Origin of the sequence: Pseudomonas sp. GD03875 (assembly GCF_029840585.1) — a bacterium.
Taxonomy (GTDB): Bacteria; Pseudomonadota; Gammaproteobacteria; order Pseudomonadales; family Pseudomonadaceae; genus Aquipseudomonas; species Aquipseudomonas paralcaligenes.
In genome coordinates this window covers 1-23,912 of record NZ_JAOCCV010000033.1, presented here as the reverse complement: position 1 = coordinate 23,912, position 23,912 = coordinate 1, and the positions used below count along the sequence as shown (strand labels likewise).

At 58.0% G+C, this 23,912-nt stretch carries 28 protein-coding genes and 1 pseudogene; 11 read left to right on the top strand and 18 right to left on the bottom strand.

From position 1 onward, the window contains the following. Nucleotides 1-50: 50 nt before the first annotated feature. The 4 genes from lspA to N5D30_RS21740 all read right to left on the bottom strand — a co-directional run bounded on the left by lspA (nucleotide 51) and on the right by N5D30_RS21740 (nucleotide 4,160). On the bottom strand, nucleotides 51-572 hold the full coding sequence (lspA, locus tag N5D30_RS21755) for a signal peptidase II (protein WP_008930575.1): 522 nt from the start codon (nucleotides 570-572) through the stop codon (nucleotides 51-53). A gap of 53 nt (nucleotides 573-625) precedes the next feature. Further along, nucleotides 626-2,065: an apolipoprotein N-acyltransferase gene (gene lnt / locus N5D30_RS21750; protein WP_279910666.1), complete on the bottom strand. Its 1,440-nt coding sequence runs from the start codon at nucleotides 2,063-2,065 to the stop codon at nucleotides 626-628. A 294-nt stretch (nucleotides 2,066-2,359) separates the two neighbouring features. Then, nucleotides 2,360-3,121 (bottom strand): ZIP family metal transporter, encoded by a 762-nt coding sequence (locus tag N5D30_RS21745; protein WP_009686175.1) that lies wholly within the window; start codon nucleotides 3,119-3,121, stop codon nucleotides 2,360-2,362. Nucleotides 3,122-3,263: 142 nt separating this feature from the next. Next, nucleotides 3,264-4,160 carry a cation transporter gene (locus N5D30_RS21740; RefSeq protein WP_008928737.1) on the bottom strand — a complete coding sequence of 299 codons (897 nt, stop codon included), beginning with the start codon at nucleotides 4,158-4,160 and terminating at the stop codon, nucleotides 3,264-3,266. Between the two features lie 98 nt (nucleotides 4,161-4,258). On the opposite strand from N5D30_RS21740, the gene cadR reads away from it, so the two are divergent. The 5 genes from cadR (at nucleotide 4,259) to N5D30_RS21715 (ending at nucleotide 7,364) form a co-directional block, all read left to right on the top strand. Continuing rightward, nucleotides 4,259-4,693: a Cd(II)/Pb(II)-responsive transcriptional regulator gene (cadR, locus tag N5D30_RS21735; RefSeq protein ID WP_008175821.1), complete on the top strand. Its 435-nt coding sequence runs from the start codon at nucleotides 4,259-4,261 to the stop codon at nucleotides 4,691-4,693. Between the two features lie 373 nt (nucleotides 4,694-5,066). Further along, the gene (locus N5D30_RS21730; protein WP_004577564.1) at nucleotides 5,067-5,327 is read left to right on the top strand and encodes a membrane protein; all 261 of its coding nucleotides are present in this window, start codon (nucleotides 5,067-5,069) and stop codon (nucleotides 5,325-5,327) included. Between the two features lie 44 nt (nucleotides 5,328-5,371). Continuing rightward, nucleotides 5,372-6,208, top strand: coding sequence for a DUF692 domain-containing protein (locus tag N5D30_RS21725; protein WP_279910665.1), 837 nt, complete (start codon nucleotides 5,372-5,374; stop codon nucleotides 6,206-6,208). After that, nucleotides 6,205-6,999 (top strand): DNA-binding domain-containing protein, encoded by a 795-nt coding sequence (locus N5D30_RS21720; RefSeq protein WP_279910664.1) that lies wholly within the window; start codon nucleotides 6,205-6,207, stop codon nucleotides 6,997-6,999. Before N5D30_RS21725 ends, N5D30_RS21720 begins: the two co-directional genes overlap by 4 nt. 50 nt (nucleotides 7,000-7,049) lie before the next feature. After that, on the top strand, nucleotides 7,050-7,364 hold the full coding sequence (locus N5D30_RS21715) for a hypothetical protein (RefSeq protein WP_004374672.1): 315 nt from the start codon (nucleotides 7,050-7,052) through the stop codon (nucleotides 7,362-7,364). 19 nt (nucleotides 7,365-7,383) lie between these two features. Here N5D30_RS21715 and N5D30_RS21710 read toward each other — a convergent pair whose 3' ends face one another. From N5D30_RS21710 to N5D30_RS21675, 8 genes are all read right to left on the bottom strand, one after another. Beyond that, nucleotides 7,384-7,584 (bottom strand): heavy metal-associated domain-containing protein, encoded by a 201-nt coding sequence (locus N5D30_RS21710; protein ID WP_003246756.1) that lies wholly within the window; start codon nucleotides 7,582-7,584, stop codon nucleotides 7,384-7,386. A gap of 97 nt (nucleotides 7,585-7,681) precedes the next feature. Further along, a complete protein-coding gene (locus N5D30_RS21705) occupies nucleotides 7,682-9,109 on the bottom strand; it encodes a UvrD-helicase domain-containing protein (RefSeq protein ID WP_003452322.1) in 1,428 nt (475 codons plus the stop codon). Beyond that, on the bottom strand, nucleotides 9,099-10,826 hold the full coding sequence (locus N5D30_RS21700) for an ATP-binding protein (RefSeq protein WP_003452323.1): 1,728 nt from the start codon (nucleotides 10,824-10,826) through the stop codon (nucleotides 9,099-9,101). Before N5D30_RS21700 ends, N5D30_RS21705 begins: the two co-directional genes overlap by 11 nt. 186 nt (nucleotides 10,827-11,012) lie before the next feature. Then, complete coding sequence (locus N5D30_RS21695; protein ID WP_081711492.1) at nucleotides 11,013-13,382, bottom strand: heavy metal translocating P-type ATPase; 2,370 nt, start codon at nucleotides 13,380-13,382, stop codon at nucleotides 11,013-11,015. A gap of 5 nt (nucleotides 13,383-13,387) precedes the next feature. Then, the gene (locus N5D30_RS21690; RefSeq protein WP_009686142.1) at nucleotides 13,388-13,636 is read right to left on the bottom strand and encodes a DUF2933 domain-containing protein; all 249 of its coding nucleotides are present in this window, start codon (nucleotides 13,634-13,636) and stop codon (nucleotides 13,388-13,390) included. 79 nt (nucleotides 13,637-13,715) lie between these two features. Next, complete coding sequence (locus N5D30_RS21685; protein WP_021221948.1) at nucleotides 13,716-14,249, bottom strand: plastocyanin/azurin family copper-binding protein; 534 nt, start codon at nucleotides 14,247-14,249, stop codon at nucleotides 13,716-13,718. 147 nt (nucleotides 14,250-14,396) lie between these two features. Continuing rightward, complete coding sequence (locus N5D30_RS21680; protein ID WP_021221949.1) at nucleotides 14,397-14,954, bottom strand: plastocyanin/azurin family copper-binding protein; 558 nt, start codon at nucleotides 14,952-14,954, stop codon at nucleotides 14,397-14,399. A 167-nt stretch (nucleotides 14,955-15,121) separates the two neighbouring features. Further along, the gene (locus N5D30_RS21675; RefSeq protein WP_009686140.1) at nucleotides 15,122-15,481 is read right to left on the bottom strand and encodes a co-regulatory protein PtrA N-terminal domain-containing protein; all 360 of its coding nucleotides are present in this window, start codon (nucleotides 15,479-15,481) and stop codon (nucleotides 15,122-15,124) included. Between the two features lie 207 nt (nucleotides 15,482-15,688). Between N5D30_RS21675 and N5D30_RS21670 the strand changes: the two genes are divergently transcribed. After that, complete coding sequence (locus tag N5D30_RS21670) at nucleotides 15,689-16,366, top strand: heavy metal response regulator transcription factor (RefSeq protein WP_004577572.1); 678 nt, start codon at nucleotides 15,689-15,691, stop codon at nucleotides 16,364-16,366. A gap of 2 nt (nucleotides 16,367-16,368) precedes the next feature. Continuing rightward, on the top strand, nucleotides 16,369-17,745 hold the full coding sequence (locus tag N5D30_RS21665; RefSeq protein ID WP_021221950.1) for a heavy metal sensor histidine kinase: 1,377 nt from the start codon (nucleotides 16,369-16,371) through the stop codon (nucleotides 17,743-17,745). 28 nt (nucleotides 17,746-17,773) lie between these two features. Here the strand turns inward: N5D30_RS21665 and N5D30_RS21660 are convergent, their stop codons facing one another. After that, nucleotides 17,774-18,400 (bottom strand): DUF6088 family protein, encoded by a 627-nt coding sequence (locus tag N5D30_RS21660; protein ID WP_279910663.1) that lies wholly within the window; start codon nucleotides 18,398-18,400, stop codon nucleotides 17,774-17,776. Between the two features lie 16 nt (nucleotides 18,401-18,416). On the opposite strand from N5D30_RS21660, the pseudogene N5D30_RS21655 reads away from it, so the two are divergent. Beyond that, a pseudogene (locus tag N5D30_RS21655) lies at nucleotides 18,417-18,651 on the top strand (AbrB/MazE/SpoVT family DNA-binding domain-containing protein). Between the two features lie 141 nt (nucleotides 18,652-18,792). On the opposite strand, the gene N5D30_RS21650 reads toward N5D30_RS21655, so the two are convergent. The 5 genes from N5D30_RS21650 to N5D30_RS21630 form a co-directional block, all read right to left on the bottom strand. Then, a complete protein-coding gene (locus tag N5D30_RS21650) occupies nucleotides 18,793-19,017 on the bottom strand; it encodes a BPSL0761 family protein (RefSeq protein ID WP_306303623.1) in 225 nt (74 codons plus the stop codon). A gap of 136 nt (nucleotides 19,018-19,153) precedes the next feature. Further along, entirely contained in the window at nucleotides 19,154-19,543 is a 390-nt protein-coding gene (locus N5D30_RS21645) for an antitoxin Xre/MbcA/ParS toxin-binding domain-containing protein (protein ID WP_003246768.1), read from the bottom strand. Between the two features lie 612 nt (nucleotides 19,544-20,155). After that, entirely contained in the window at nucleotides 20,156-20,836 is a 681-nt protein-coding gene (locus N5D30_RS21640) for a hypothetical protein (protein WP_012018614.1), read from the bottom strand. Between the two features lie 12 nt (nucleotides 20,837-20,848). After that, nucleotides 20,849-21,586 (bottom strand): HupE/UreJ family protein, encoded by a 738-nt coding sequence (locus N5D30_RS21635; protein ID WP_012018615.1) that lies wholly within the window; start codon nucleotides 21,584-21,586, stop codon nucleotides 20,849-20,851. Nucleotides 21,587-21,633: 47 nt separating this feature from the next. Continuing rightward, nucleotides 21,634-21,975: a hypothetical protein gene (locus N5D30_RS21630; RefSeq protein ID WP_003246771.1), complete on the bottom strand. Its 342-nt coding sequence runs from the start codon at nucleotides 21,973-21,975 to the stop codon at nucleotides 21,634-21,636. Nucleotides 21,976-22,081: 106 nt separating this feature from the next. Between N5D30_RS21630 and N5D30_RS21625 the strand changes: the two genes are divergently transcribed. The 3 genes from N5D30_RS21625 to N5D30_RS21615 form a co-directional block, all read left to right on the top strand. Next, nucleotides 22,082-22,375 (top strand): metal-sensing transcriptional repressor, encoded by a 294-nt coding sequence (locus N5D30_RS21625; protein ID WP_003246772.1) that lies wholly within the window; start codon nucleotides 22,082-22,084, stop codon nucleotides 22,373-22,375. 8 nt (nucleotides 22,376-22,383) lie between these two features. Continuing rightward, a complete protein-coding gene (locus N5D30_RS21620; RefSeq protein ID WP_237045146.1) occupies nucleotides 22,384-23,505 on the top strand; it encodes a nickel/cobalt efflux protein RcnA in 1,122 nt (373 codons plus the stop codon). Continuing rightward, nucleotides 23,506-23,912: DedA family protein (locus N5D30_RS21615; protein ID WP_279910661.1), on the top strand; the 407-nt coding region annotated here is incomplete at its 3' end.

The window sequence follows — 23,912 nt, the reverse complement described above, 5'->3', positions numbered from 1 at the left end:
ACGCGCCTAATCCGGAAGTCAAGCATGCGATAGCGAAGACGCTAGGCGATTCAGCGGCGGCGGCTGCCTGGTTGATGTCGTATTTCCGCCCAAATAAAGAGGGCGACACCGAGGAAGATCCATACGTCCGCTAGGTTGAACGATGGCCAGTGCCACTGGGCATAGTGAAAATCGAGAAAATCCTCTACGTAGCCTAACCGCAAGCGATCTGCGACATTGCCCAACGCGCCGCCGAGGATCGCACTGAGGGCGAGCCGATAACTCAGTACGCGTGGTGAACGCCAAAGCCAGTACACCAGTAATATCGAGATAACCAGGGCCAGTCCGATGAAAAGCGGCTGCTGCCAACCGCCGACATCCGCGAGAAAGCTGAAGGCCGCCCCCGTATTGTGGCGGTGGACCCAATTGAAGAAGGGTGCGGCAGGCACGCTTTCACCATGCGCTAGCATGGTGCTGGCAAGGTACTTGCTCGCCTGATCGACAAACAGTAACAGGAGCGAGAGCCACAGCCAGCGCATCGCCTTTCCCGGCTCGTGGGCTTTCTCTGCGAGCCGACTGCCATAAGTAGACATATCCCCTTCCTCCTGACCCAATCTAGAATTTGCTCGCTGCTAAATAACAAGCGTCATGTACCCAACCGATGATGCCGACGAATTCGACGGAGCAGGAGCAGGCCGAGTCCGAGTGCGGTCAGGCCAAGGACAGGCCAATCCCGCCAGCGCACATAAGGGGGCGCGCCAGTTCGCGGTGTCACTTCGGCGCTGAGGGTGGCCACTTCGAACTGCGGAGCACGCTTGAGCACTTTGCCCTCATGATTGATGGCTGCTGTGATACCGGTGTTCGTGGCTCGAAGAAGGTCACGTCCGGTTTCGATGGCACGCATGCGTGCCATCTGGAAATGCTGGAGGGGGCCGAGCGAGCTGCCGAACCAGGCATCGTTGCTGACATTCACCAGTAACTGCGCTTCGGGCAGAAGCTCAGTGACTTCGGCACCAAAGACCGCCTCGTAGCAGATGAGTGCCCCTACGGGCACCCCTGCTGCATTCAGGACGTGCGCTTCCCGTCCCGGTGTGAAGTCGGACATGGGCGCCCCGAGCACGTCGAGGGCCGACCCCAAAAGATCCCGAAACGGAACATATTCACCCAAGGGCACCAGGTGGCGTTTGTAGTAGAAGCCTGAGGGATCGGAGAGGCTTACCACGGCGTTGTAGGTACGGCCCTCCGCCTCGCGTACCGGGACGCCAATCATTAACGATGTGCCTGCCTGATCGGCTAACGCCTCAAGCTCAGCAAGATATGCTTTGGCCTGGTCATGCCACATCGGGATTGCCGCTTCTGGCCAGATCACGATATCGGCTCCGAGATGCTGCGCGGTAAGCGCCTGATAGCGCTCAAGTGTGATGTCCCGGTATCTCGGGTCCCATTTCTTGTCTTGCGCGATGTTTCCTTGCAAGAGGACGACATCGATCGGGTCAGCGGCTGGCTGCGTCCATTCACGATCCAGCAGTTGCAAGCCGGCGAGGGTAGCGACTAACACGGCACCGACTACCGCAGCACGGCGCAGGCTTGGCCCCTGGACAACCCAGGCAAGCCCGCCAGCGAGAAGTGCCACCAGTAAACTCACGCCAAGCACACCAAAGACGGGAGCGATAGTGGCAAGTGTGGTGTCGGTCTGGCTGTAGCCAATGAAGAGCCAGGGAAAGCCGGTCAAGAACCAGGTGCGCATCCATTCACTCAGCACCCATGCCGCAGGTAGCCCTAGCCAGAGTGCCATTGCATCCATCTCAGGGCGCAGGCAGCGCACGAGGTACGCGACGCCCCATGGAAAGAGGGCGAGCAGCGAGACAAAGGCCGCCGTGACTAACACCGCCACCACGGGGCCATTGCCGTACTGGCTAATGCTGATAAAGACCCAGGAGACACCCACGCCGAAGTAGCCAAGGCCAAAGAGGTAGGCCGACCACAGCGCCTGACGCCTTGAAGACTGCGCGGTCAGGACAAAAAATGTTGCCAGAGCGATCACCGCAAGCCATGCCCAGCCCACAGGGGCAAAGGCAAGCGGCATGGCGCCTCCAGCAAGTAGAGCCATCCCCCCTGTCAGAAGCGGCTTATAGCGCACGCCCGTGTATAGGCTAGAGGGTAGCGCGCACTTATCACCCAATGCTCTCTCGCCTCCGAATCCAGGATCAACCCTGTGGCTCATGCTTTCTTGCTCCGCTTAATCAAGCTGCGTCAATTCATTCGGCCGGCTGGCCAGGGTGGCAAAGTGAATGTTTCTGGACTCGACTAGGTGCGCCGTAAGCTGGGAGCTGCTTCGTATTCGGCCAGCACGACAGTGGCTGTGTTGGGGAGCAGTACGTTAGCTTTGCGATACCACCCCTTCCAAGCCCGCTGATACCAGAACGAACAGGACGAAGCCGCCTATGAAAGCCAGCGGTGAGATGTGCGTATCGTCACCGCTCTCGTGAGCCTCGGAGACCATATCTTCGATGGCAGCGACCGTGAGAAGGCCTGCCGTGAACGTCAGTGCCGCTAGCTTAAATGCCTCCGGCTGGTTCCTGAGTACGAAGTAAGCAAAGACGGCTGCCGAGAGCACAGGAATCGCGAAGGAAGCAGAGAGCAGTATCCGCTTGCTACGAGGGATTCCTTTATCTTTCATGGTGGCGATCGTCGCAAAGCCCTCAGGAACATCGGCGAGAACCTGACCCGCCGCCAGGATTATCGCGACCGACGGTGAGACCGCCGACCCCGCCCCGATCAGGAGGCCATCGCTGAACAGGTCGATGGATACGGCGATATAGATCATCCAGACACTCGTCTGACCGCCTTCTCCCTGCTGGCCTTGTCGCTTCTGGAGACTCTCAACGAGCTTCTCGATACCTACGTAAGCAATGCCGCCCAGCGCGAAAGCGAGGGCGATTACCCAGGCTGAGAGGTTCTCTAGCACGCGCGGCATGATTTCAACCGCCACCACCGCAATGACGAGGCCGGCAGCGCCGTGAAGGGCGTAATTGAGACGGCGCCCGGTAGTTCGGGAGGCCTCCGCAGCGAGCCCACCACTAAAATTGCCTAAGGCGGGCAACAGCGCCAGGCCGAGTACCAGCCAGATACTATCCATCATCATCCTTCCTTGGTTGATTCCTAGATACGCTACCTTGCTGGCTCCGAGCCTTCGCGCTATATGCTGTCGTTCAGGCCTAGCGCGCTTGTACAGCCACTTCGATCAAGTGTCCCAGGCATCGATAGCTGCGTACCGTGCAGCCTCACCCCTTGAGCGCCAGGATGCGCCGAGCGCCGTTGAGGACGATCAGGCCCACGATGGTACCGATAATCAGGTCAGGGTAGCTGGACCCCGTCCAGGCGACCAAGGCACCGGCGGCGATGACGCCCATGTTGATCACCACATCATTGGCCGAGAATATCCAGCTTGCCTTCATATGCGCGCCGCCTTCGCGGTGCTTGGATATCAACAGCAGGCAACCGGTATTGGCGATCAACGCGACGAAGGCGATCGCCATCATCATCAGCGATTCAGGCTCACTACCGAAAACAAAGCGTCGCACCACCTCGACGAGTACGCCGATAGCCAAAATCAGTTGCAGTACCCCTGCCAGATGCGCGGCACGTACCTGCATTTTCGCACTGCGCCCTACGGCATAGAGAGCCAGGCCATAGACGGCTGCATCGGCAAACATATCCAGGGAATCAGCGATCAGGCCGGTAGACTGGGCGATCAGGCCAGCAGTCATTTCCACCACGAACATGATCGCATTGATACCGAGCAACACGCGCAGAGTGCCTGACTCCTGCGTAGCAGAGACTGCCGAGCTCTCAGCGGCCTTGATCGTCTCTGGGTCGGCAATGACGGTTTCCTGAAGAGAGGCGCCTAGCCCCAAGGTCGCCAGTTTCGCGGTAATGGGCTCAGCCTCGCCGTCATGCACGACCTCCAATCGGCGGTTCGACAAGTCGAAGGACAGCGTTCGAATCTCATCAAAGCCGTTCAGCGCCAAGCGGATCATCCGTTCTTCTGAGGGACAATCCATCTTCGGCACAGCATACACGCTGACCCATTCCCCTGACGCTTCGGAGGAGACCGGCATATCGGTATCCGCTGCAGGCGTTGCATCGCAGCTACATGGGCCACCACAGGCTTTACTCACGATACGGCTCCAGTTAACCAACATAGATTGCTAGTATTAAAAACTATATAGCTACTATAAGGTCAATGGGACAGATGATCCGTTGAGGAGTAAGCCTGATGCGAATTGGTCAGTTAGCCCAGATAGCGGGTATCGACACGCAGACGATCCGCTTCTATGAGCAGCAGGGCCTGTTGCCGCCGCCAGAACGGCAGGAGAATGGTTACCGTGTCTATACCGAGAAGCATGGCGAGTGGCTTGCCTTTATCCGCCGCTGCCGAATTCTGGACCTGTCACTGACAGAGATTCGCGAGCTACAGAGCTATCAGGACGACCCTCGCCAGCCCTGTACCGCCGTCAACGCCATGCTCGATGACCACATCTCTCATGTGCGGTCGCAGATAACTGCTCTGCAAGCGCTTGAGCAACAACTCGTTTCACTGAGGGCGAGTTGCAACGAGGGTCGGGAGATCAATGCCTGCGGCATCCTGACGGGGATCAGCGAGGAGAGCAAACAACAGCTGTATAGGGCTAGCTCAGGCCGTAAGGACTGAGCAGAGACATGCCGGACCTTGCAGTGACATTGTGAATGCATGGTGTGTTGATCGCGAAGCCTCACTGCGTATCTCGGCATGCGAACCTGGGCGTTGCTGCAAACTTGCAGGGGCCGTGAAGAAGAGTCGTCATCAACCAGGTAATCCGCTGAGCTGATGGTTGGTTCCGTCATCATGATATGAGCCAATCAACCAAAAAATCCGGATACCCTTTCTTTCTTGTAGCCCATCCAGAAGGCTCGGTACTGTCTTTCATGCCCTCATAAAGCCTTGCGAATTTCTTGAGAGGGCATGCTCGGCAGCGATGCCTAAGCTACTCAGGGTCATTCGCACCCGCGGATAAGACCACCAACAATTAAGAGAGATTGTCACTATGTCGAATAAATCCAACGTCGCTACCGGTGCCGCTCTGGCTCTCGTGGCCGCCAGCCTGTTTGCTACCCTGCCTGTCCAGGCCGCCCAGGACACCAAAGCAGCTGAAGTGAAGTGCTTCGGCGTCAACGGTTGCAAGGGCCAGAACGACTGCATGACCGCCAAAAATGCCTGCAAAGGCCAGGGAGAATGCAAAGGCCAGGGCTTCAAGCTGATGACTCAGGCCAAGTGCGATGAGGCCGGTGGCAAGACCAGCGAATAATGCCGTTGCGGGGAGTGCCTGCCACTCCCCTGCTGGAGTCTTGAATGAGTAAGCGCAAAACACTGGGTTTCGGTCTTGGCCTTCGCAGTGAGTATTACCAGCAGATTCTTGAACAGCGACCTGCGGTCGACTGGTTTGAGATCATTTCCGAGAATTACCTGGTGGGCGGTGGCAAGGCCCTCTACTTTCTCGATGCGATTGGCGAGCAATACCCGTTGGTGATGCACGGAGTATCGCTGTCGATCGGCGGTTCGCATAACCTGGACATGGGCTACCTACGACAGCTCAAGCAACTGGCGGACCGGATACAGCCCCAGTGGGTTTCCGACCACTTGTGCTGGAGTCGCGGCAACGCCCATCAACTCCACGACCTGCTGCCGCTGCCGTTTACCCAAGAAAGCCTGCTGCATGTCGCCGCGCGGGTGCGTCTAGTGCAGGATGTTCTGGAACGTCCCATTGTGCTGGAGAACGTTTCTTCTTACGTGCAGTGGACAACATCCAGCATGAGCGAGTCTCAGTTCCTCTCGGAGCTCAGTTACCTGACCGGGTGCGAGCTGCTTCTCGACGTGAACAACGTCTACGTCAGCTCGCGAAACCAGGGTTTCGACCCTTGGCAGTTCATCATGGAGTTGCCGCACGAGCGGATTCGGCAAATTCACCTGGCCGGGCACAGCGATTACGGGCAATACCTCATCGACACCCATGATCAGCCCATCGCTGATCCGGTTTGGTCTCTATACAGCAAGACGTTGAGCTACTTGGGCCCGACATCGACCTTGATCGAGCGGGATGACCAGTTTCCGCCGCTGGAGGAGCTGCTGTCCGAATTAGCACATGCCCGTGCTATCGCCAAAGCTGTGATATCGGGGGCCATCCCTTGAGCCTGATCGCCGTACAGACTGCATTTGAAACTTACCTGACAGGTGACAGTGCCCTGCCCTCCAACGAACTTTTGGAGCAGATCCGAGGTAGCACAGCGCTGAGTGCTCTCGAAGGCCTGCAGATCTACCACAATGCTTACCGTTCGCGCCTGCTTGCGGTATTGCGAGAAGACTTCCCTGCCCTGCTTCACTGGATCGGCAACGAATCATTCGAGCAGCTCGCACTGGCCTACTTGGCCGCCTGGCCACCACGACATTTCAGCATTCGCTGGCTGGGCGAGAAGCTGCCCGAGTTCATTAGCAGCTACGTCGAAGAACCCCAACTATCGCCGATGCGCGAACTCGCGGAGCTTGAGTGGGCTTTTACACTGGCTTTCGATGCTCAGGACGTCGAAGTGCTTTCACTGCAGGCCATCAGTGATTTTTCGGCTGAAGACTGGATTTCACTCAGGGTTTCCCTGACTGCATCTGCCCGGTGGTTGCAGCTGCAGTACAACACGCTGGAGTTGTGGAAAGCCGCCAAGTCCGGCAGCTTGCTGCCTGATATTACCCGCCTGCCAACGAACCTAGCCTGTCTTGTTTGGCGTCATGAACTCGTCTGCCAGTACCGGAGCCTGGAGCCAGCGGAGGCTTCGGCATTGCAGTTTCTCATCGAGGGCGGATCGTTCGCTGAACTCTGCGAGTCGTTGAGCGCCACGCATGGCGAGCAAGCTCCCTTGCAAGCCGCGACCTGGTTGAAGTTGTGGGTCAACGACGGTTTGCTAAAGCGCGGCCAGCTATTACACGAATGACCCGGAACCTTTAGGCTAGCGCTCTCTCTTTGGCCACTCCGAGCGCTTCTATGACTCACCGCATCATTCATTTCAAACAGCAAGCCTTGCTTGACCCGGAGACCTATCAGGCAATGCTGGCCGACGGCGTTGGTCACTGGGAGCGGCTTGCAGGAGAAGTCGTCGGCATAGAAGACGAAAAAAGCCACGAGTTCGCTGCATTGAAAAGCCTGTTCAAGCGCAAGCGGTACTCCTATGACACGCTGGAAATGCGCGAGCCAGGCGATCACTCAAACTGGCTTCGCGGCCGAGATGGTTCAGAAGGTATGACCAACGAGGTCACCAGTATCCCAGGGCTAAAAGAGCTCTCAGAACTGGAGATTTAGTGGGATAGCAGGTCAGCGCTCAAGCGCTGACCTGGGCCGAATAGCCAAGCTCCTGGATGAGTTCGCGGATCGATTCGGCACTTTCTGTGCTCTCAACGGTGACCTTGCCGGCCGCTCGATCCACTTCTACTCGTGCATCCTGATCCAGAGCTTGAATGGCCTTCGTGATTTTGCTCACGCAACTGCCACAGCCCATCCCCGCAACACTCAGACTAAACATGTCTTTCACCTCATTTCGTCCGCGGCTCAAGTTACCGCACGGACAGCATCGACCTTGACACGATGGCAAGGTCAAGCCCGTAAGCGCTACAAAAGGATCAGCCGTTTACCACGGGCGTAAGGATGGGGGTTGGTGAACACACCACGACATGCCTTGCGCCCCTCGTCAGTGCGACGTATAGATTCTGGGGGGTCATAAGCTCAGGATGCAGGACAACCGAGACATCCGCCTCGAGCCCCTTGAGAAGTAATGTGCTGCCTACAGAGCGTCTTGCGATCGGTCGGGCAAGGTGTCTATTGCGCTCTCGCGCTTGAATGGCTGCACTCAGAAAGTCGGCAGCACCTCCCACCACCGCTTGCATTGCAGACCGGCAGCAGTACAGAACCTCCGGTCGGTATACACGTGCCCCGTGCTGCTCAGCGAGCGTATCGATCACACGGAGCGCTTGCCCCAATGTTGGCGCTGCTACGAAATCGATCGCCGCAGCCTCGGCCGCGGTCGGAGGCGTTCGGGCCCTTCCTGCACGCAGCGACTCCACGCGCGTTCGCAGGTTTGCTGCACCTACCCCCGTCATTACGCTGGAAGCAAACTCCACAAGTTGTGCCAGAGCATTGGCACCCTGCAAGTCAAAGTTCCTGGCGAAGTTGACGAGATCTCTCAGGTCGACGGCTTCTACGGCCATGGCACCGGGTGTCTGGCTCGTGAGCTGATGGCGACCTTGCACGTTGATGGAGTCCCCGATGATGAGGACGCTACCCTGAGCGTTGGGAGCTTCGGTTCTCGCGGCCACCAGTCGCTGCTGAACTTCGGTTCCGGCGTTTAGCTGCACCCAACGCACTTCTGCTGGAGCCGTGCGCAGATCCACCGGCTGACCAGCTTGAAGTTGTTGCCTTATGGCGAGCAGCCACTGCCCGAGGTTCTCAGCTCCAGCCAGCCGCCAGCGCCACGGTATCCTCAACTCTCCCGCTGCGGGAAACAGGGGTTGCACCTCATTCGCCCAATGCACCAGTCGATTGCCACGAAAGTCGAAGATGGCTTGCATCGGGTCACCGAGCACGCAGGTCGGAAGCACCTGGGCCAAACCAGACACGATGGCGTGCTGGACGACGTTGCAGTCTTGGTACTCGTCGACAAGCAACCGTGCATAGGTGGCGCGAAGGGGCTGAGCGAGGTGACCGGCCTGCAACAACTGCATGGCGGCCTCCCGAATTGCCGGGTAGTCAGTATTGGGTTGATGCAGCTGTAGGATCTGCGGGTTATGGCCGCTTCGCGCTGGGAACTTAGCGATCAGGCGCATCGAGAATCCGTCAATGGTGGAGACTCGATATGCGGAGTTAGGAACACCGGCTCGTCTCAGGCGCGCCCGTATGGCCGCAACGCCGGCGTTCGTATGTGTCAAGACGAGGATGGGTTTGCTCTGCCTATGCGCGATGAGCGTCTCGGCAATCAATTGCGTTTTTCCACAACCTGCGGGGGCCGTTATGGAGCCACGCTCGATAGCGAAAAGATCAATCTCAGGGGGCACTTGTAAACGTCCAGAGCTGATTCGTGACTGCCATGAAGCCCGGTTCGGCGTTCTGTAAAGACGGACCGACGATGTCCCTTGCAACCTCCTGATAGGTTGTCAGCGACTTGAACCAGCCGCTGTTGCGGATACGGGATGCGGTTCCCAGCAGCTCTCGTCTCTCAGGTGAGTACCCATCCACGAGTCGCTCGGCTCGGATATCGTTCAGCGTCACGCGGCCTTGGGACTTCGTCTGAATGTGTGCGTTCATCAGCTCTGCACCCACTATTGTTTCGGCTTTCGCCAGAAGTGCATCGAGTGCTTGGTCACTGAGATGGCGGAAGATCTCGTCCTCCAGAGTGAGACCTGGTCGCCATGTAAGAATTTGCCCGCCGGCGGCCAAGAATGCTTCAGCGAGCCCCGCGGTCGAAGGCTTGTCGGCATCTACAAAAACCATCACGCGGTAACCCAAGTTCAGAAGTGCTGTTCCCCGGATAAGACTGTTATCGGGGCTTCCCCCGCCGGCGTCCACATACGCGCCGCCATGGGCCAGGAATGAGGTAGCGCCAAGACTGACCCACCATTGGTCAAGGCCACGCGCGAAGCCAACCTCGCTGGCCCCCTCGCAAACGATGATGGATTTGGCGAGGAATGCTTCGGGGTCCTTCCGAAGGGTACTTTGTACCTCGTTGGCTTCCCCAGCTGGCATAACACTGTGGCGCTGAGGTGCTGACCGAACAACGAATAACTGGCTGCCGGACAGCTCGCGCAGCGCGACCGGCGAGTGCGTCGTCATGAACACTTGCAACGGAGCGGCAGCGTCCTTTGCACCCAGCGAGTCCAGGAATCGCATGAGCCGATGAGGTTCAAGCCCGTATTCCACCTCATCAACCAGGGCAATTGGCGCGGCGCTGGCCGCAGCCCTTTGAAGCCCTGCCACTAGCAAGCGTGACGAGCCCGTGCCAAGGGAGCGCAGCGGAATACCTGTTTCACTGTGCAGCGCGATCGCCCCCTCGCCAATCGACACAGAATGTGCGTCAAGGAGCGCCTGAGGCATAGCCCCGACCGAAACGCCAAGATGCTGTGCTGTGCGTTGCACGACCTCAAGCGTCTGGGTCAGATGTTCGGCTGCTTGATTGCCAAAGTTCGCTCTTGCTTGCCTAGCGGCGCGCGCCAGTTCAGCACCAAGCTCGGCGCGCTCATCGGTAAGTCGATTGAGCACTGAGCCACGACTCCACGACAGGTTCGAGCTCGCAAAGCTGCCGATACGGGCGGGCGCTAGTGCCGCTCGTTCTTTCCAGGGAAGAGTGCGTTCAAGTTGCTGCTGCTCCGCGCGCTCGGAGAAAAGTGTCCAAACAGGCTCCAAATCGGCACCAACTTGCAGACGCAAGGTGATGACGGTCTCCAGCCCCGCTCGCGGTTCGTCTTCGACTTCCCCCGTACCGGGATGGAATCCACGCAAGAACTCGCCGTAGACATCGATATCCATCAGCGATACCGGTAAATCGCCAAGCGCCACGCTGATGGTGATGGGTACATCGACGTTTAATGCGAAGAAGTCCATGTCGCCGAACGTGCCGCCTCGGCGGGCGCCGACGCAAAGGTCAATCGCGTCCAGGATGCTGGACTTCCCACTGTCACCCGGACCAATGAGGCAGTTAATTCCGGGGGCCGGCACCCAGTCGAGCGCCTGGATAGACCGGAAGTTGCTAATTTGCAGTCGGCGAATGCGGGCCACGGAGAATCCTCATGGGGTAACGACTGTCAGTCTCCTACTCGCAGCGGGAACGATCCATAGAACGTCCCCTCGTCATCAGGTGATGCGACTGATAGGTCAAGTTGCAAGCTACCGTACGGTATTTTCCGGTCAGATGCGCATTTAAAAAATCGCCCTGCAGGTAGGCACATCGTCTTGTCTAGCAGACTAGCCAACGTCCGTTGCTTTCAACCTAAGCGCATTGAAAACCACCGAGGCTGAACTGACGCTCATTGCCAGAGCAGCGATCAAGGGCGACAGAAGATGTCCTGTCAGCGGATACAGCAGCCCGGCCGCTAGCGGGATTCCCATCGCGTTGTAGAGGAATGCAAAGGCAAGGTTCTGCCTCATGTTCTTCACCGTGGCCACCGACAAGGTGCGCGCCCGCAGGATGCCCATCAGGTCTCCCTTGACCAGGGTCACTTGGGCGCTGTTCATCGCCACGTCGGTGCCCGTGCCCATAGCGATGCCTACGTCGGCCCTGGCCAAGGCCGGCGCATCGTTGATGCCGTCGCCCGCCATGGCAACACGCCGGCCATAGCTCTGCAGTTCGGCGACTAATTTCTCCTTGTCCTGCGGTTTCACCTCGCCATGCACCTCCTCGATGCCTAACTGCTTCGCCACGGCTCTTGCTGTGGTGAGGCCATCGCCAGTGGCCATGATGACCTTCACGTCAGCGTTCTGGAGTTGAGCAACAGCCTGTTGGGAGGTCGGTTTGATTGGATCGGAAACGGCCAGGAGACCCGCCAGGCGACCATCGACGGCCAGATAGATGATGCTGATGCCCTCCAGGCGCAGTTGCTCTGCACGGTTACGCAGCGGAGTAATATCGACGCCCGCCTCCTCCATCAACGCTGTGTTCCCAAGCTGCAGTTGATGGCCATCGACCTGTCCGCGTACACCAATACCTGAGCCAGATTCGAAGGTCTCCGGTTTCACCAGGGCAAGACCCTGTTCACGCGCATGATCGACAATGGCATGCGCCAGCGGATGCTCGCTGCCCTGGTCCAGGCTTGCGGCCAAGCGCAGAACCTCGACCGAGTCGAACGGCCCGGTTCCCTCTGCACTATGAAAGGCCGGCCGCCCCTGCGTCAGTGTCCCGGTCTTGTCGACGATCAAGGTGTCGATTTTGCAGAGGTTCTCGATAGCGCTGGCATCGCGGAACAACACACCGCTGCTGGCGGCCTTGCCGGTCGCGACCATGACCGACATCGGCGTTGCCAAGCCCAAGGCGCATGGGCAGGCAATGATCAGTACGGCCACAGCGTTGATCAGGCCAAATACCCAACCTGATTCCGGCCCGAACACCCCCCAGCCAAAAAATGTCAGGATCGCGATCAGAATCACCCCCACCACGAAATACCCTGCCACGGCATCGGCCATACGCTGCATGGGCGCCTTGGAACGCTGGGCCTTAGCCACCATCTGGACGATCTGCGACAACATGGTTTCGGCGCCCACCTTCTGCGCTTCCATCACCAGGCTGCCGTGGGTGTTCAGGGTGGCACCGATGAGGGTATCCCCTGCCCGCTTGGTGACGGGCACCGGCTCGCCGGTGAGCATCGACTCGTCGACAGCGCTCTCGCCCTCCAGCACGGTGCCATCCACCGGGACTTTTTCGCCCGGCCGGACACGCAAGTGGTCACCCTGATGGACGTGGGTCAGCGGAATATCTTCTTCCTGGCCGTCAGGCCTGATGCGCCGGGCAGTCTTGGGGGCCAATCCCAGCAGTGACTTAATGGCGGCAGAGGTCTGCGAGCGGGCTTTGAGTTCGAGCATCTGGCCCAACAGCGTGAGCGAGATGATCACCGCGGCGGCCTCGAAGTAGACGCCGATGCGTCCATCCTGAACGAAGGCCGCCGGGAACCACTGCGGCACCAGGGTGGCTGCCACGCTGTAGAGGTAGGCGGCTGCAGTTCCTAATCCGATCAGGGTCCACATATTAGGGCTGCGTTGCCGGATGGAGTCTATTCCGCGAGTGAAAAATACCCAGCCACCCCAAAGCGTCACGGGCGTTGCCAGAACCAGCTCAACCCAGTTCTGGGATGTTCCATGGAACAGCTGCAAGGAATGACCAGCCATCGCCAGCACGGTCACGATGACGGTCAATGGCAGGGTCCACCAGAACCGTCGCGAAAAGTCTTTCAGCTCCGGATTTTCTTCGTCCTCCAGCTCTGGAATGACGGGTTCGAGCGTCATCCCACAGATCGGGCAGTTGCCAGGGCTCGGTTGGCGAATCTCGGGATGCATCGGGCAGGTGTATTCAGCCCCCAGTCCTGCCTGAGTTGAGTACTCTGGCGGAGCGGCATGCTGGTGGTGCCCGGCATGCGATTGATGGCTCATGTACTGATGAGGGGCTGCCTGGAACTTCTCCTGGCATTTTGTACTGCAGAACCGATAGGCCCTTCCCTCAAAGTTCTCCTGGTAAGGACTATCAGATTTGACCTCCATGCCACACACCGGATCGCGTGGGCTCTCTGGATGGCCGTGCGAGTGATGTGCATGGCCCTGGTCATGATGGCAGGAGGTCTTTTGCATTCGAGTTACTTCCTATCCTCGTCCTTGGAAACTGCGGCTCCGCTGGAGTGGGAGTGCCCGCCATGATTGTGGCCAAACAGATGCATCAGCGGGCATAGCAGCAGGATGAGGTATGGCAAAGCCTGCGAAAGATGACCGTAATGCTCGCGCGCGACATAGAAGATGCCGATTACGGCCAGCATGATCAGTGCGATGCCAATCTTGCTCTTCCAAAAAGGTGGTTCCGTAGTGCCAGTGTGGTGCGTGTGATCCATGACAATAGCCTCGGTTCAATGACCATAGAATCAGCATAGGTTGCTCTAGCCAGGCAGAGTTGACGCGTATCAATGGAGTTCAGCGTACGGTCACCTTACCGACCATTCCCGACTGATAATGTCCAGGAACATTGCAGGCGAACTCCAGATCAGTAGCGTCGGAGAAGGTCCAGATCAGCTCTTCGCGTGCACCTGGCTCGACCAGAACGCTGTTGGGATCGTCGTGCTCCATGCCGACCATCTTCATGCCGCCCATGGCGTGGTCCATTTTGCTCATGTCATGCGCTGCAGTCGGGGACAGCGTGCCGTTCTGAAACATCGCAGCCATCTCTTTCTGATGCGCAGCATGGGATGCCGCTTTGCCAAGGTTGAACTCGTGCAGCAGGGCTCCCTCGTTCAGCAGTACGAAGCGAACCGTCTCGCCCGCCTTGATTTCCATTGCCTTGGGTTCAAAGAAGATGTCCCCCATCCGGACTTCGATGGTGCGATCTACTGCCTGACTGTCTCCCGGTTGCCCGATACTGTCTTTCTTGTGGCCCGGGCTGGCCAGCGCATTGGCAGCACTGAGCAGTAAACCAAGGGTGGTGATTATGAAAGCGGGTCTGAGTTTCATGGTGTGCCTCTGAGGTGTTGAGGAGGGATGAGTCCCGATGCTAATGAGGTGCAACTGGCGGTACGCTGACGCGAAAACTACATCGCAGTAAGGTTCGTCAGATCGGTGCTACCCAGCCCGCGGCCAACGGGTAGCACCGGTGCCGGACTAACGCAGAGCAAACTCACCGACCATTCCCGCCTGGTAATGCCCAGGCAATGTACAGGCGAAGCTCAAACTGCCCGCCTGAGGGAAGGTCCACACGAACTCTTTAGTTGTGCCGGGTTCGACGAGAACCGCGTTCGGGTCGTCATGCTTGGCTTTGATGACTTCCGGATAGCCTGGAGGGTTGGAGTCTCCCGTGCCATAACGCTCATGCCAGACAATGCGCTCGGCCATGCCGGTCGGGGTCAGTGTGCCGTCCTTGAACAAGGACGCCATCTTGCGCTGGTGCTCCAGCTGGGACGCTGCCTGCCCGATGTTGAACTCGTGCATCAACGCGCCCTCGTTCTTCAGAACGAAGCGCACGGTTTCACCTGGCTTCACATCGATCGTTTTCTGGCTGTAGTTGATGTCGTCCATCTTTACCAAGATGGTACGAGTCGCTGGCGTCGCCTGGGCCTGCTGCCCAATGCCATTGCTACTGCCGCCGACCTCGGCAAATGCCGGAAAGGTGGTGCTGATGAACAGAGTGCTGATCAGCAGTTTAAGGGGTAAGCGTTTCATGGTGAGACCTCGCGATGGGTGCTGGAAATCTCATGCTATTCCCCGCTTGCTGCCAGGCCGCTGACCCCAGAACTACAATTGCGTCAGCTGGGAAAAAGCACGGCGCCACAAAGGCGCCGCTAGGCCAAAGGAGCAATCACGAAAGGCCTGGAAGATGGGGGAAATCTTTACTGATGGCATTCCTTATCGGCCATCATCAACTTGTGCTCTCGAATCATTTGACCCAGCACGTCGTCTACCAACTTGTCATGCTTTTCCATCCAGGCCAGATGCTCTTCGGCAGACATGTTCGGCGCGGGATGCTCGTTGTGCAGCTGGCTCATGATGTCTTCGAGCATGTTCATATGCGCCTTCATGTGCACATGCCGCTCGCCGACCGGGGCCTTCTCCGCCTGGTTCAGCACGACTTCTGCTTTGTCGCGCATCTGCTGGATGCGCTCGAATACACGGTCGCTGCCCCCCTCGGCCCAAGCCATAGAAGAGAGCAGTAGCGAGCCAACCAGAAGCAAAGGTTTCAGCGATTTCATGGGACAGTCTCCATCAGTGCAAACGATGGCCGGCACCTCTGCTTTTGGTCTGTCGAGGGCCGAGAGCACAACCTAGTGCTCATGCTTGCACCTTAGACAAGCCACCCTGTCAGCGAGCTGAAGCCAGAATTACATTTTCGTAAGCTTCTGGTTGGGGCCGCGGTTTGCCTGCAAACTCAGGCCACCCGATATTTGGAGTCTGCTCGCATGAAACTACTGGTAGCTGAAGATGAACCCAAAACCGGTGCATACCTGCAGCAAGGCCTCAGTGAAGCGGGCTTCAATGTCGACCGGGTTATGACCGGTACAGATGCTCTACAGCACGCTCTGAGTGAGTCCTATGACCTCCTGATCCTGGATGTGATGATGCCTGGGCTGGACGGGTGGGAAGTGCTGCGCATGGTGCGCGCCGCAGGAAAAGACGTCCCCGTATTGTTCTTGACGGCACGCGATGGTGTGGAGGACCGCGTTAAAGGGTTGGAGCTGGGCGCGGACGACTACCTGATCAAGCCATTTGCTTTCTCTGAACTTCTGGCCAGGGTCAGAACGCTGCTGCGTAGAGGCAATGGCTCACCCACGCAAACAACGATGAAAATTGCCGATTTGGAAGTCGATCTGATGAAGCGTCGCGCCATCCGCGGCGGTAAACGAATTGACCTGACCGCGAAGGAGTTTTCACTGCTGGAACTGCTACTGCGCCGGCGCGGCGAGGTGCTCCCGAAGTCGCTGATTGCCTCTCAGGTTTGGGACATGAATTTCGACAGCGACACCAATGTTATTGAGGTTGCGGTACGCCGGCTACGCGCAAAAATCGATGACGATTTCGATCTCAAGCTGATTCATACCGCCCGCGGCATGGGATACATGATGGATGCTCCGGAGTGAATATGAAGCACCTTTCGCTGACCGCACGCATGAGCCTGATGTTCATGTCCGCGGTAATTGCAGTCCTGACGGTAGCAGGGCTGAGTTTCAATATGCTCAGCCAGCACCACTTCAAGATGCTGGATCGGCAGGCCCTGGTGGAGAAACTCGAATCCGCCAAACATATCCTCAACAATGCTCGCGGTGAAGCGAGCCTTTCGGAAGAATTACCGCAGTTGCGAGCTTTGCTGGGAGCCCATCAGGATCTGGCCGCCACTATCCTGGCCAGTGACGGTTCTGTACTGTTTTCCGACCCCAGAGCAGTCGAAGTACCTGAGCGTTTCAGACGTGCAAATGAGCAGAGCATGTGGGAGTGGCAGAACGGCCAACACATGTACCGTGGCATGACGGAGCAAATCTCGGTAGCCGATCAGGCTGAGCCGCTCACTGCGTTGCTGATTCTTGACGTCACCGATCACACACACTTTTTCGACACGCTGCAACGATGGTTTTGGATTGGATTGGTCATCAGCGCCCTGTTCAGTGCCACACTCGGCTGGGTGGTTGCTCGCAGCGGCCTTAGGCCTCTGCGGCAAGTCACTCATGTGGCCTCCGGGATGTCCGCTCGCTCGTTACAGGAGCGAATCCCTCTCGAACCAGTGCCGCGGGAACTTCAGCAACTGGTTCTCTCCTTCAATGCGATGTTGGCTCGGCTAGAGGATGCCTTCGTTAGGCTCTCCAATTTTTCGGCCGACATTGCCCACGAGCTACGAACTCCAGTCAGCAATCTGATGACCCACACCGAGGTCGTGCTGAGTAAAAAACGCGATATCAATGCCTATGAGGAGAATCTGTACTCCAACCTGGAGGACTTGAAGCGCATGTCTCGGATGATTGATGACATGCTGTTCTTGGCCAAGGCTGATAATGGCCTGATCATCCCCGAGCAGGCCAGGATCGAACTGGCTGACGTAGTCTTCAAGCTGTTTGACTACTACCACCTTCTGGCCGAAGAGCGCGGCATTGAGCTATCGCTCACAGGCAAAGGCCAAGTGCTGGGAGATCGGCTGATGCTTGATCGCGCGCTATCCAACTTGCTGTCCAATGCGCTGCGCTACACGCCGGCGGGACAGACAATTTCGGTTCTGATCCGCGAGACAGAGGACTCCACTACCTTCAGTATCGAGAACCCAGGGGACACAATCAGCTCAGAGCATCTAGAGAAGCTCTTCGACCGCTTTTACCGGGTTGACCCCGCTCGGCGGGAGGGCAGCCCGAGCAACGCCGGGCTCGGGCTTGCAATCACCCGATCCATCATTGAGGCTCACAAAGGCCGCATCTGGTGCACCTCAGCGGCTAGCCTCACGGGCTTTCACATCGAATTGCCCCATCCCAGATAATGCCGGTCTGGCGGTAAGTAGGCTACAGCTAACCGCTAGCCCAACTTGACAGGGTGGGTGCAGGTGCAACTCGACTGAGCGCAGATTGCATTCGCCATCCAGATAGGTAACGAGCGGTGAGCTGACACAAGAGCACCCCATTCGCTCTCGGGTAGCAGCTCATGAAGTTGGAAACTGCATCCCCCGCGCTTGCCTCGCCAAGCCAAACCAATGCTCGGATGGCGTCCCCCGCTCCAGTAGCGCCAAGAGCCATTAACCATTGAGGCGCATGCCGAATCGATACGGTGGACTTGCCAACCTGAAGCTCCCTAGAACGTCCGGTGGTTAGAAAGACATACCGAATAGGAACCTGCGTTGTCAGCCCCCATTTGTTTGCGGCGCTAGCCCCAGTGGCGACTATCAACTCACCCCGCACGTTTGCCAATGAGCGGACGACCGTCTCAGGTGCCGGTGCGCGCACGCCGAACCGAGTTTCGACTGCTGCAACATAAAAGCCCCGAGCAACGCGAAACAGCATTCCACCCTCGACCAGTCGAGAGAACCCTCGCTGCACAGCATGTCGATTCCCCTGATGCAGGAATCTGCCTGGTGTCAGAATTTCACCCTCTGGAAGCTGTTGAATGATGTCCAGGATTTTCTCGGGAAGAGTCTTCATTGGCCGGCCAGAGCAGATGAAATCGATGCAGTTGGTCATCGAAGACTGGGATGGCGACGGAGCTATTTCACATTCCCGACGAGGTGCTCCAAGAGCTCGGTGTCGACGTCGGGGACAGCCTTTTCCTCATTGAGGAGTATGTCGGTACCGCCCGCTGTTTTGTGCTCAGTAAGTCGCCACAGATCCCAGATCGGGTAGATGAGCTTGTGAGCACCTGGGAAGCCTCCGTTCCAAAGCCCCCAGTAAAATGAATTGGTTTTGCAATCCCCTGCAGCTACTCTATGTCTGCAGCCCAAGAGCTTCCTCTCCCGGGCGCTGTACCGGTGATGAAACTTGGTTCGAGGCGGCCTCTAAGGCCGCCTTTATCATTTCTGCCCCGCCGAGCGATATACCTAGCCTGTAATTGAGGAGCTGAAGACTGGTCCCAAAGCCCCCAGTGGCAAGGTCTCCGACTGCTCTTCTATTCGCCCTGCCAGAAACACATCGTCCTGTGTAGGGAAGTGCCGCAAAAGGAACTTGGCATCTCGCCGCACCTTTTCAGGCAGGCTGCTATCTCGGGACAGTTCAACGAGAAAGTCTCGAGTCATTATCACCGCGCGAGAGCGCTCGTTCGGCATTGTCATTTCTGTCTCCATTGGAACCACGACTCCTCTGGCAGCATACGCCTGGGTTCGTGATTGCCCATACTGACGCAGCCAGACGCAGAGCCAAAGCCCCAAGATATCTTTTCCGGAAGCAAGAGCAGCGGCTCAGTCAGACCGGCAGTCCGTACTCAATGGCAAGCATCACCTGGCGTACAGCTCGACCGCCGACTTCGGTGCTCAGCAGGGAAACGGGTTGCACATTTCCTAGCGCAATATTTGGCGACGTGAGCCAGCGAGTCGCTGCGGCTTGATCTGATTCCAAGACACTCATCAGCACGTCGACAAGATTCGCCAGTCGACAAAACGCATCGCCTTCTGCTGAAGTCATGAGGGAAGCCTCTGGAGCGATGCCGATCCAGCCTGCCACGACGCAGGCATCAATACCCAACTCCTCCGCCAAGCGCGAGGTTAGCTCAACCGGGAGTCCTGTTATGGTCGCCTGGTGCAGGCTCTTATGGCTGTGGGGCAGCCCAAGTCGCTCGATAAGACTTTTCATCATGCCAATCTCTGGTTGTGATGTTGGCACCTACCCCGACATTGGTACTGGTCGAGTATTCACATGAAAGCTGCCAGTCATTTGCACAGCCGCCAGCATTCAGTTGCACGCATAACCAACAGGCTTTCGTATCGTCCGGTCCTAGGTCTTGCACGCTTGGCCTCTGTTGACTGCTACCCTACCGCCGTAAGCGGACAGCGCAAATCAGACGTCCAGAACGAATTCTATAATCGCTCTATAATTGACTATAAAAACCTATAAACCCCATCCTAGAGCAGCCTAAGCAACCTAGGATGCTTCATCGCGAAGCCGATAAATTCCTTGCACTGGCGCATGGCCCCAACCAATACAATCGTAGCTATCCGGGCTAGAAGAAGCGAGGTGAATGGTTGTTTTCTGCCAGAGGGTCCTACCACGCAAGCCTTCAAAGACATCAGGATGCAGCGTTTGCATGACCAATGCTGCCGCAACGCGCCTGCAAACTCACATATGGCCGGCCAGCAGCGTCCTGTAACGCACTCCTGCGGGAGATTGAGGCCGTCCACCCCCTCTGTTTCACGACATCCGCCGGCGCAGGGCCTAGTGGCAGCCCCATCGGGGCTGCCTGGTAAGGGGTCAGATGACCCGCTTGATGCTGATGTAGTCGCCCTGGGTGCGCAGGGTGACGGTCACTGGTTCGCTAGTGCGATTACGCCAGAACCAACCGTGCTTGCCATCGAATGCGGCCTCCAGTACACCTGAATCTTCTGGGGTCGAGCGTCCCTTCCCATAGCCGTGGTAGAAGTCGCGCGGTGCGTTGTAAGGATCGCCATGGGTGTCGTAGTTAACGACGCCGCCGTTGGCAGTCCAGAGGTACTTCACCTTGGCACCTTGCTTCATTTCCAGTTTCACCTCGGCGCCTTGATTCGGGCTCAGGGTGATGCTCATTTCATGCTGAAGACCAGGTGCTGGCTCAGGTGCCGTCGATTGCTCCGGAGCGGGAGTGACCTCAGTAGGAGCGGCCGGGGTAGTTGCCGGGGCTGCGGGTACTGCGGCGATAGCTTCAGTTGGCTGCGGAGTGGGCGCTGGAGCTGCGGCCTCATCGGCCAGAGCCTCTTCAGCCAACTGGATCTTCACCTCACCCATCTGGGTGAGTCCAAGTGCTCGGCCCACGCCAGTGGGGTCGATCGCATACTCCGAAGGCATCACCACGGTAACCAGGAGCACGCAGGCAATGATTGCTGCGGTGATCGTGGAGCGAAGCAGCTGCGCTGTCGATGGGAGTTCGTTGAGGGTCGGAAGCTTGGTATTGAACATTGAGAGAATTCCTTACTGAGAGACGATCAGGCCAGTGATCTGGTAGCCCATGAGCAAGAAGCCGGCACTCATCATGGCGACGTTCGCGGTATAGGCATGGCGCCAGAAGCTGGCAGTACGTCGCCAGTAGCCCATCAAAATGAGAATGCCGCCGAGGGCCAGTAGCTGGCCGATCTCGACACCTACGTTGAAGGCAATCAGGTTGGCGATCAGGCCATCAGGAGAAATCTCGAACTCCTGGATCTTGGTGGCCAGACCGAAGCCATGAAGCAGGCCGAAGATCAGCGTTGCTGCACGGGTATCGGGCTGGTAGCCAAACCAGCGCTGGAAGGCGCCGAGGTTATCCAGGGCCTTGTACACGACCGAAAAGCCGATGATCGCGTCGATCACATACGAGCTGATGCTGATGTTGCTGAGCACTCCAAAGAGCAGAGTGATCGAGTGGCCAACTGCGAACAGCGTGACGTACAGCCCTACGTCCTTCAGGCGGTAGAGAAAGAAGATCACGCCGAACAGGAACAGCAGATGGTCGTAGCCGGTAATCATGTGTTTGGCGCCCATGTAGATGAAGGGCATCAACATCACGCCGGTACTTTCCTGGATGAAGCCTTTGTCTCCTTCGGGCACGCCGTGGGCTAGCGCCTCAGGCATGACTGCCATCAGTAAAGCGAGGGTAAGCAAGGGCAGAAAGAGCGATCGACGCAGGCGTGCGATCAGCGCCGTTGCCCCGCTTAGGGGAAGCGAATTCATAATGATTTCCTAGGTTGTAGTGGTCTGGGGCCGCGAGGCGGCCGGTTTCAGAACACGAACCTGGAGCGTGGTGGCCGTTCGATCAGGTAGATCGGCACTTCAGGGACAGTTGTCCGCAACGCGTTGGGAGGGGTTTCCCGCTCGGGGCGTGACAGCAGTGTCAGCGCCGACCCGAGATAAGGGATCTCATGGCTATGGTCAGCCGCATGTTTGTGGCTCAGGAACGCCGGCGCGTCCACGTCATGGGAATGACCATGGGACACAGCACCAGAGTAATCCCCCGGTATCAGCGGTACTTTGATGGCGGCCAGCGAATGCCCTACCCAGGCCAACAGCAAGGCCAGTATCAATGCGATAACGGGTTTCTTCGAGGCACTACGGCGAGCCATTTTCCTATGTCTTGCAGCTTGCAAAGGGCCAACAGGGTCGTTTGACCATATCCCCCCCAGGGGGATAGGATGCGAGCGTAAATCATCGAGGCATAGGACTCAAGGCATGAGCGATCACGAACACAGCCATGGCCACCGACACCAAAGCCACAGCGATGTCATGAAGCGCCTGAAGCGCGCCGAGGGCCATCTGCGCAGCATCATCACCATGATCGAGGATGGCCGTGAGTGCGTGGATATCGCGCAGCAGCTGCATGCCGTGGAGAAGGCCGTATGCCAGGCCAAGCGCACCCTGATTCAAGATCACATCGATCACTGCCTGGAGCACACGATGGACGCCCTCGCTACTGGCGAGCGCACCTCCCTTGAAGACTTCAAGCAGATCACGAAGTACCTGTAGGTATCCCCATGTCGAGCTTTGCCGAATTGCTGCAGCAGGGCGCGTCTCACGCCTGGCTGTACTTCCCCAGCGCCATCCTCCTAGGGGCATTGCATGGCCTGGAGCCAGGCCACTCGAAGACCATGATGGCGGCCTTCATCGTAGCCATCCGCGGCACCGTGAAGCAGGCGGTCTTGCTGGGGCTGGCGGCAACCATTTCGCACACCGCAGTGGTCTGGCTGGTGGCCATGGGCGGCATGTATCTGGGCCAGAACCTGAATGCGGAAACGACAGAGCCCTATTTCCAGCTCGCTTCCGCCGCGATCATCATCACCATCGCGCTGTGGATGCTTTGGCGCACCTGGCGTGGCGAGCAGATGTGGCGTTTCGAAGAAGGTGATCACGCGCATGATCACCACCACGATGAGACCCGCCGAATCGATACCGGACACGGGCGTATCGAACTCTCGATCTTCGAGGAAGGGGTTCCCCCGCGTTGGCGCTTGCGCACTCTGAGTGGTCACTCTTGGCCAGCAGAAGACGTGAATCTGTCGACGACGCGTCCTGACGGGACAGCTCAGCTGTTCCGCTTTGTGCATCGCGGCGAATACCTGGAGTCGGTCGCAGAAATTCCCGAGCCTCATCAGTTCACCGCGCGTCTAAGCCTTGGTCACGCGGGCCATTCGCACGACTATGACCTCGATTTCCATGAGCACGACCACGGCCACGACCATTCCGATCTACAGGGCCTGGAGCTGTCGCTGGAGGGATACCAGGATGCCCATGAGCGAGCCCACGCCAACGACATCCGCAACCGCTTCAATAACCGCAACGTCACTACAGGCCAGATCATCCTGTTCGGCCTGACCGGAGGACTGATCCCCTGTCCTGCCGCGATTACGGTGTTGTTGCTATGCCTGCAGGTGAAGGAAGTCGCACTCGGGGCTGTTCTGGTGCTGTGCTTTAGTGTCGGCCTGGCGTTGACCCTGGTGTCCGTCGGTGCAGCTGCTGCGGTGGGCGCTCGCCAGGCCTCCAATCGTTGGCCTTGGCTGGGGGCAGTCGCGCGTCGTGCGCCCTACCTCTCGAGCGTGCTCATCATTGGTGTCGGTATCTATGTCGGCGTTCATGGCTGGATCGGTCTGACCGCCTAAATGTGGGAGCTATCAGGCTACCTGGGCCTATTCCTCGCGGCCTTCAGTGCCGCGACTTTGATCCCTGCACAGTCCGAGGCAGTGCTCACCGGCCTGCTGATAAGCGGCAATTACTCGGTGGTCATACTGTTGGTTGTGGCTACTACAGGCAACGTTCTGGGTTCAGCGGTCAACTGGCTGCTCGGTTTCTATATCGAGCGCTATCGGCACAAACGCTGGTTTCCGGTAAGTGACGACAAGCTGTCCCGCGCGCAGCGGGCCTACCAACGCTACGGCCGCTGGTCACTGCTGCTGAGCTGGGTGCCGATCATTGGCGACCCGCTGACCCTGATTGCCGGCGTCATGCGCGAACCCTTTTGGAGCTTCTTTATGATCGTGCTGCTGGCCAAGGCCGCTCGATACCTAGT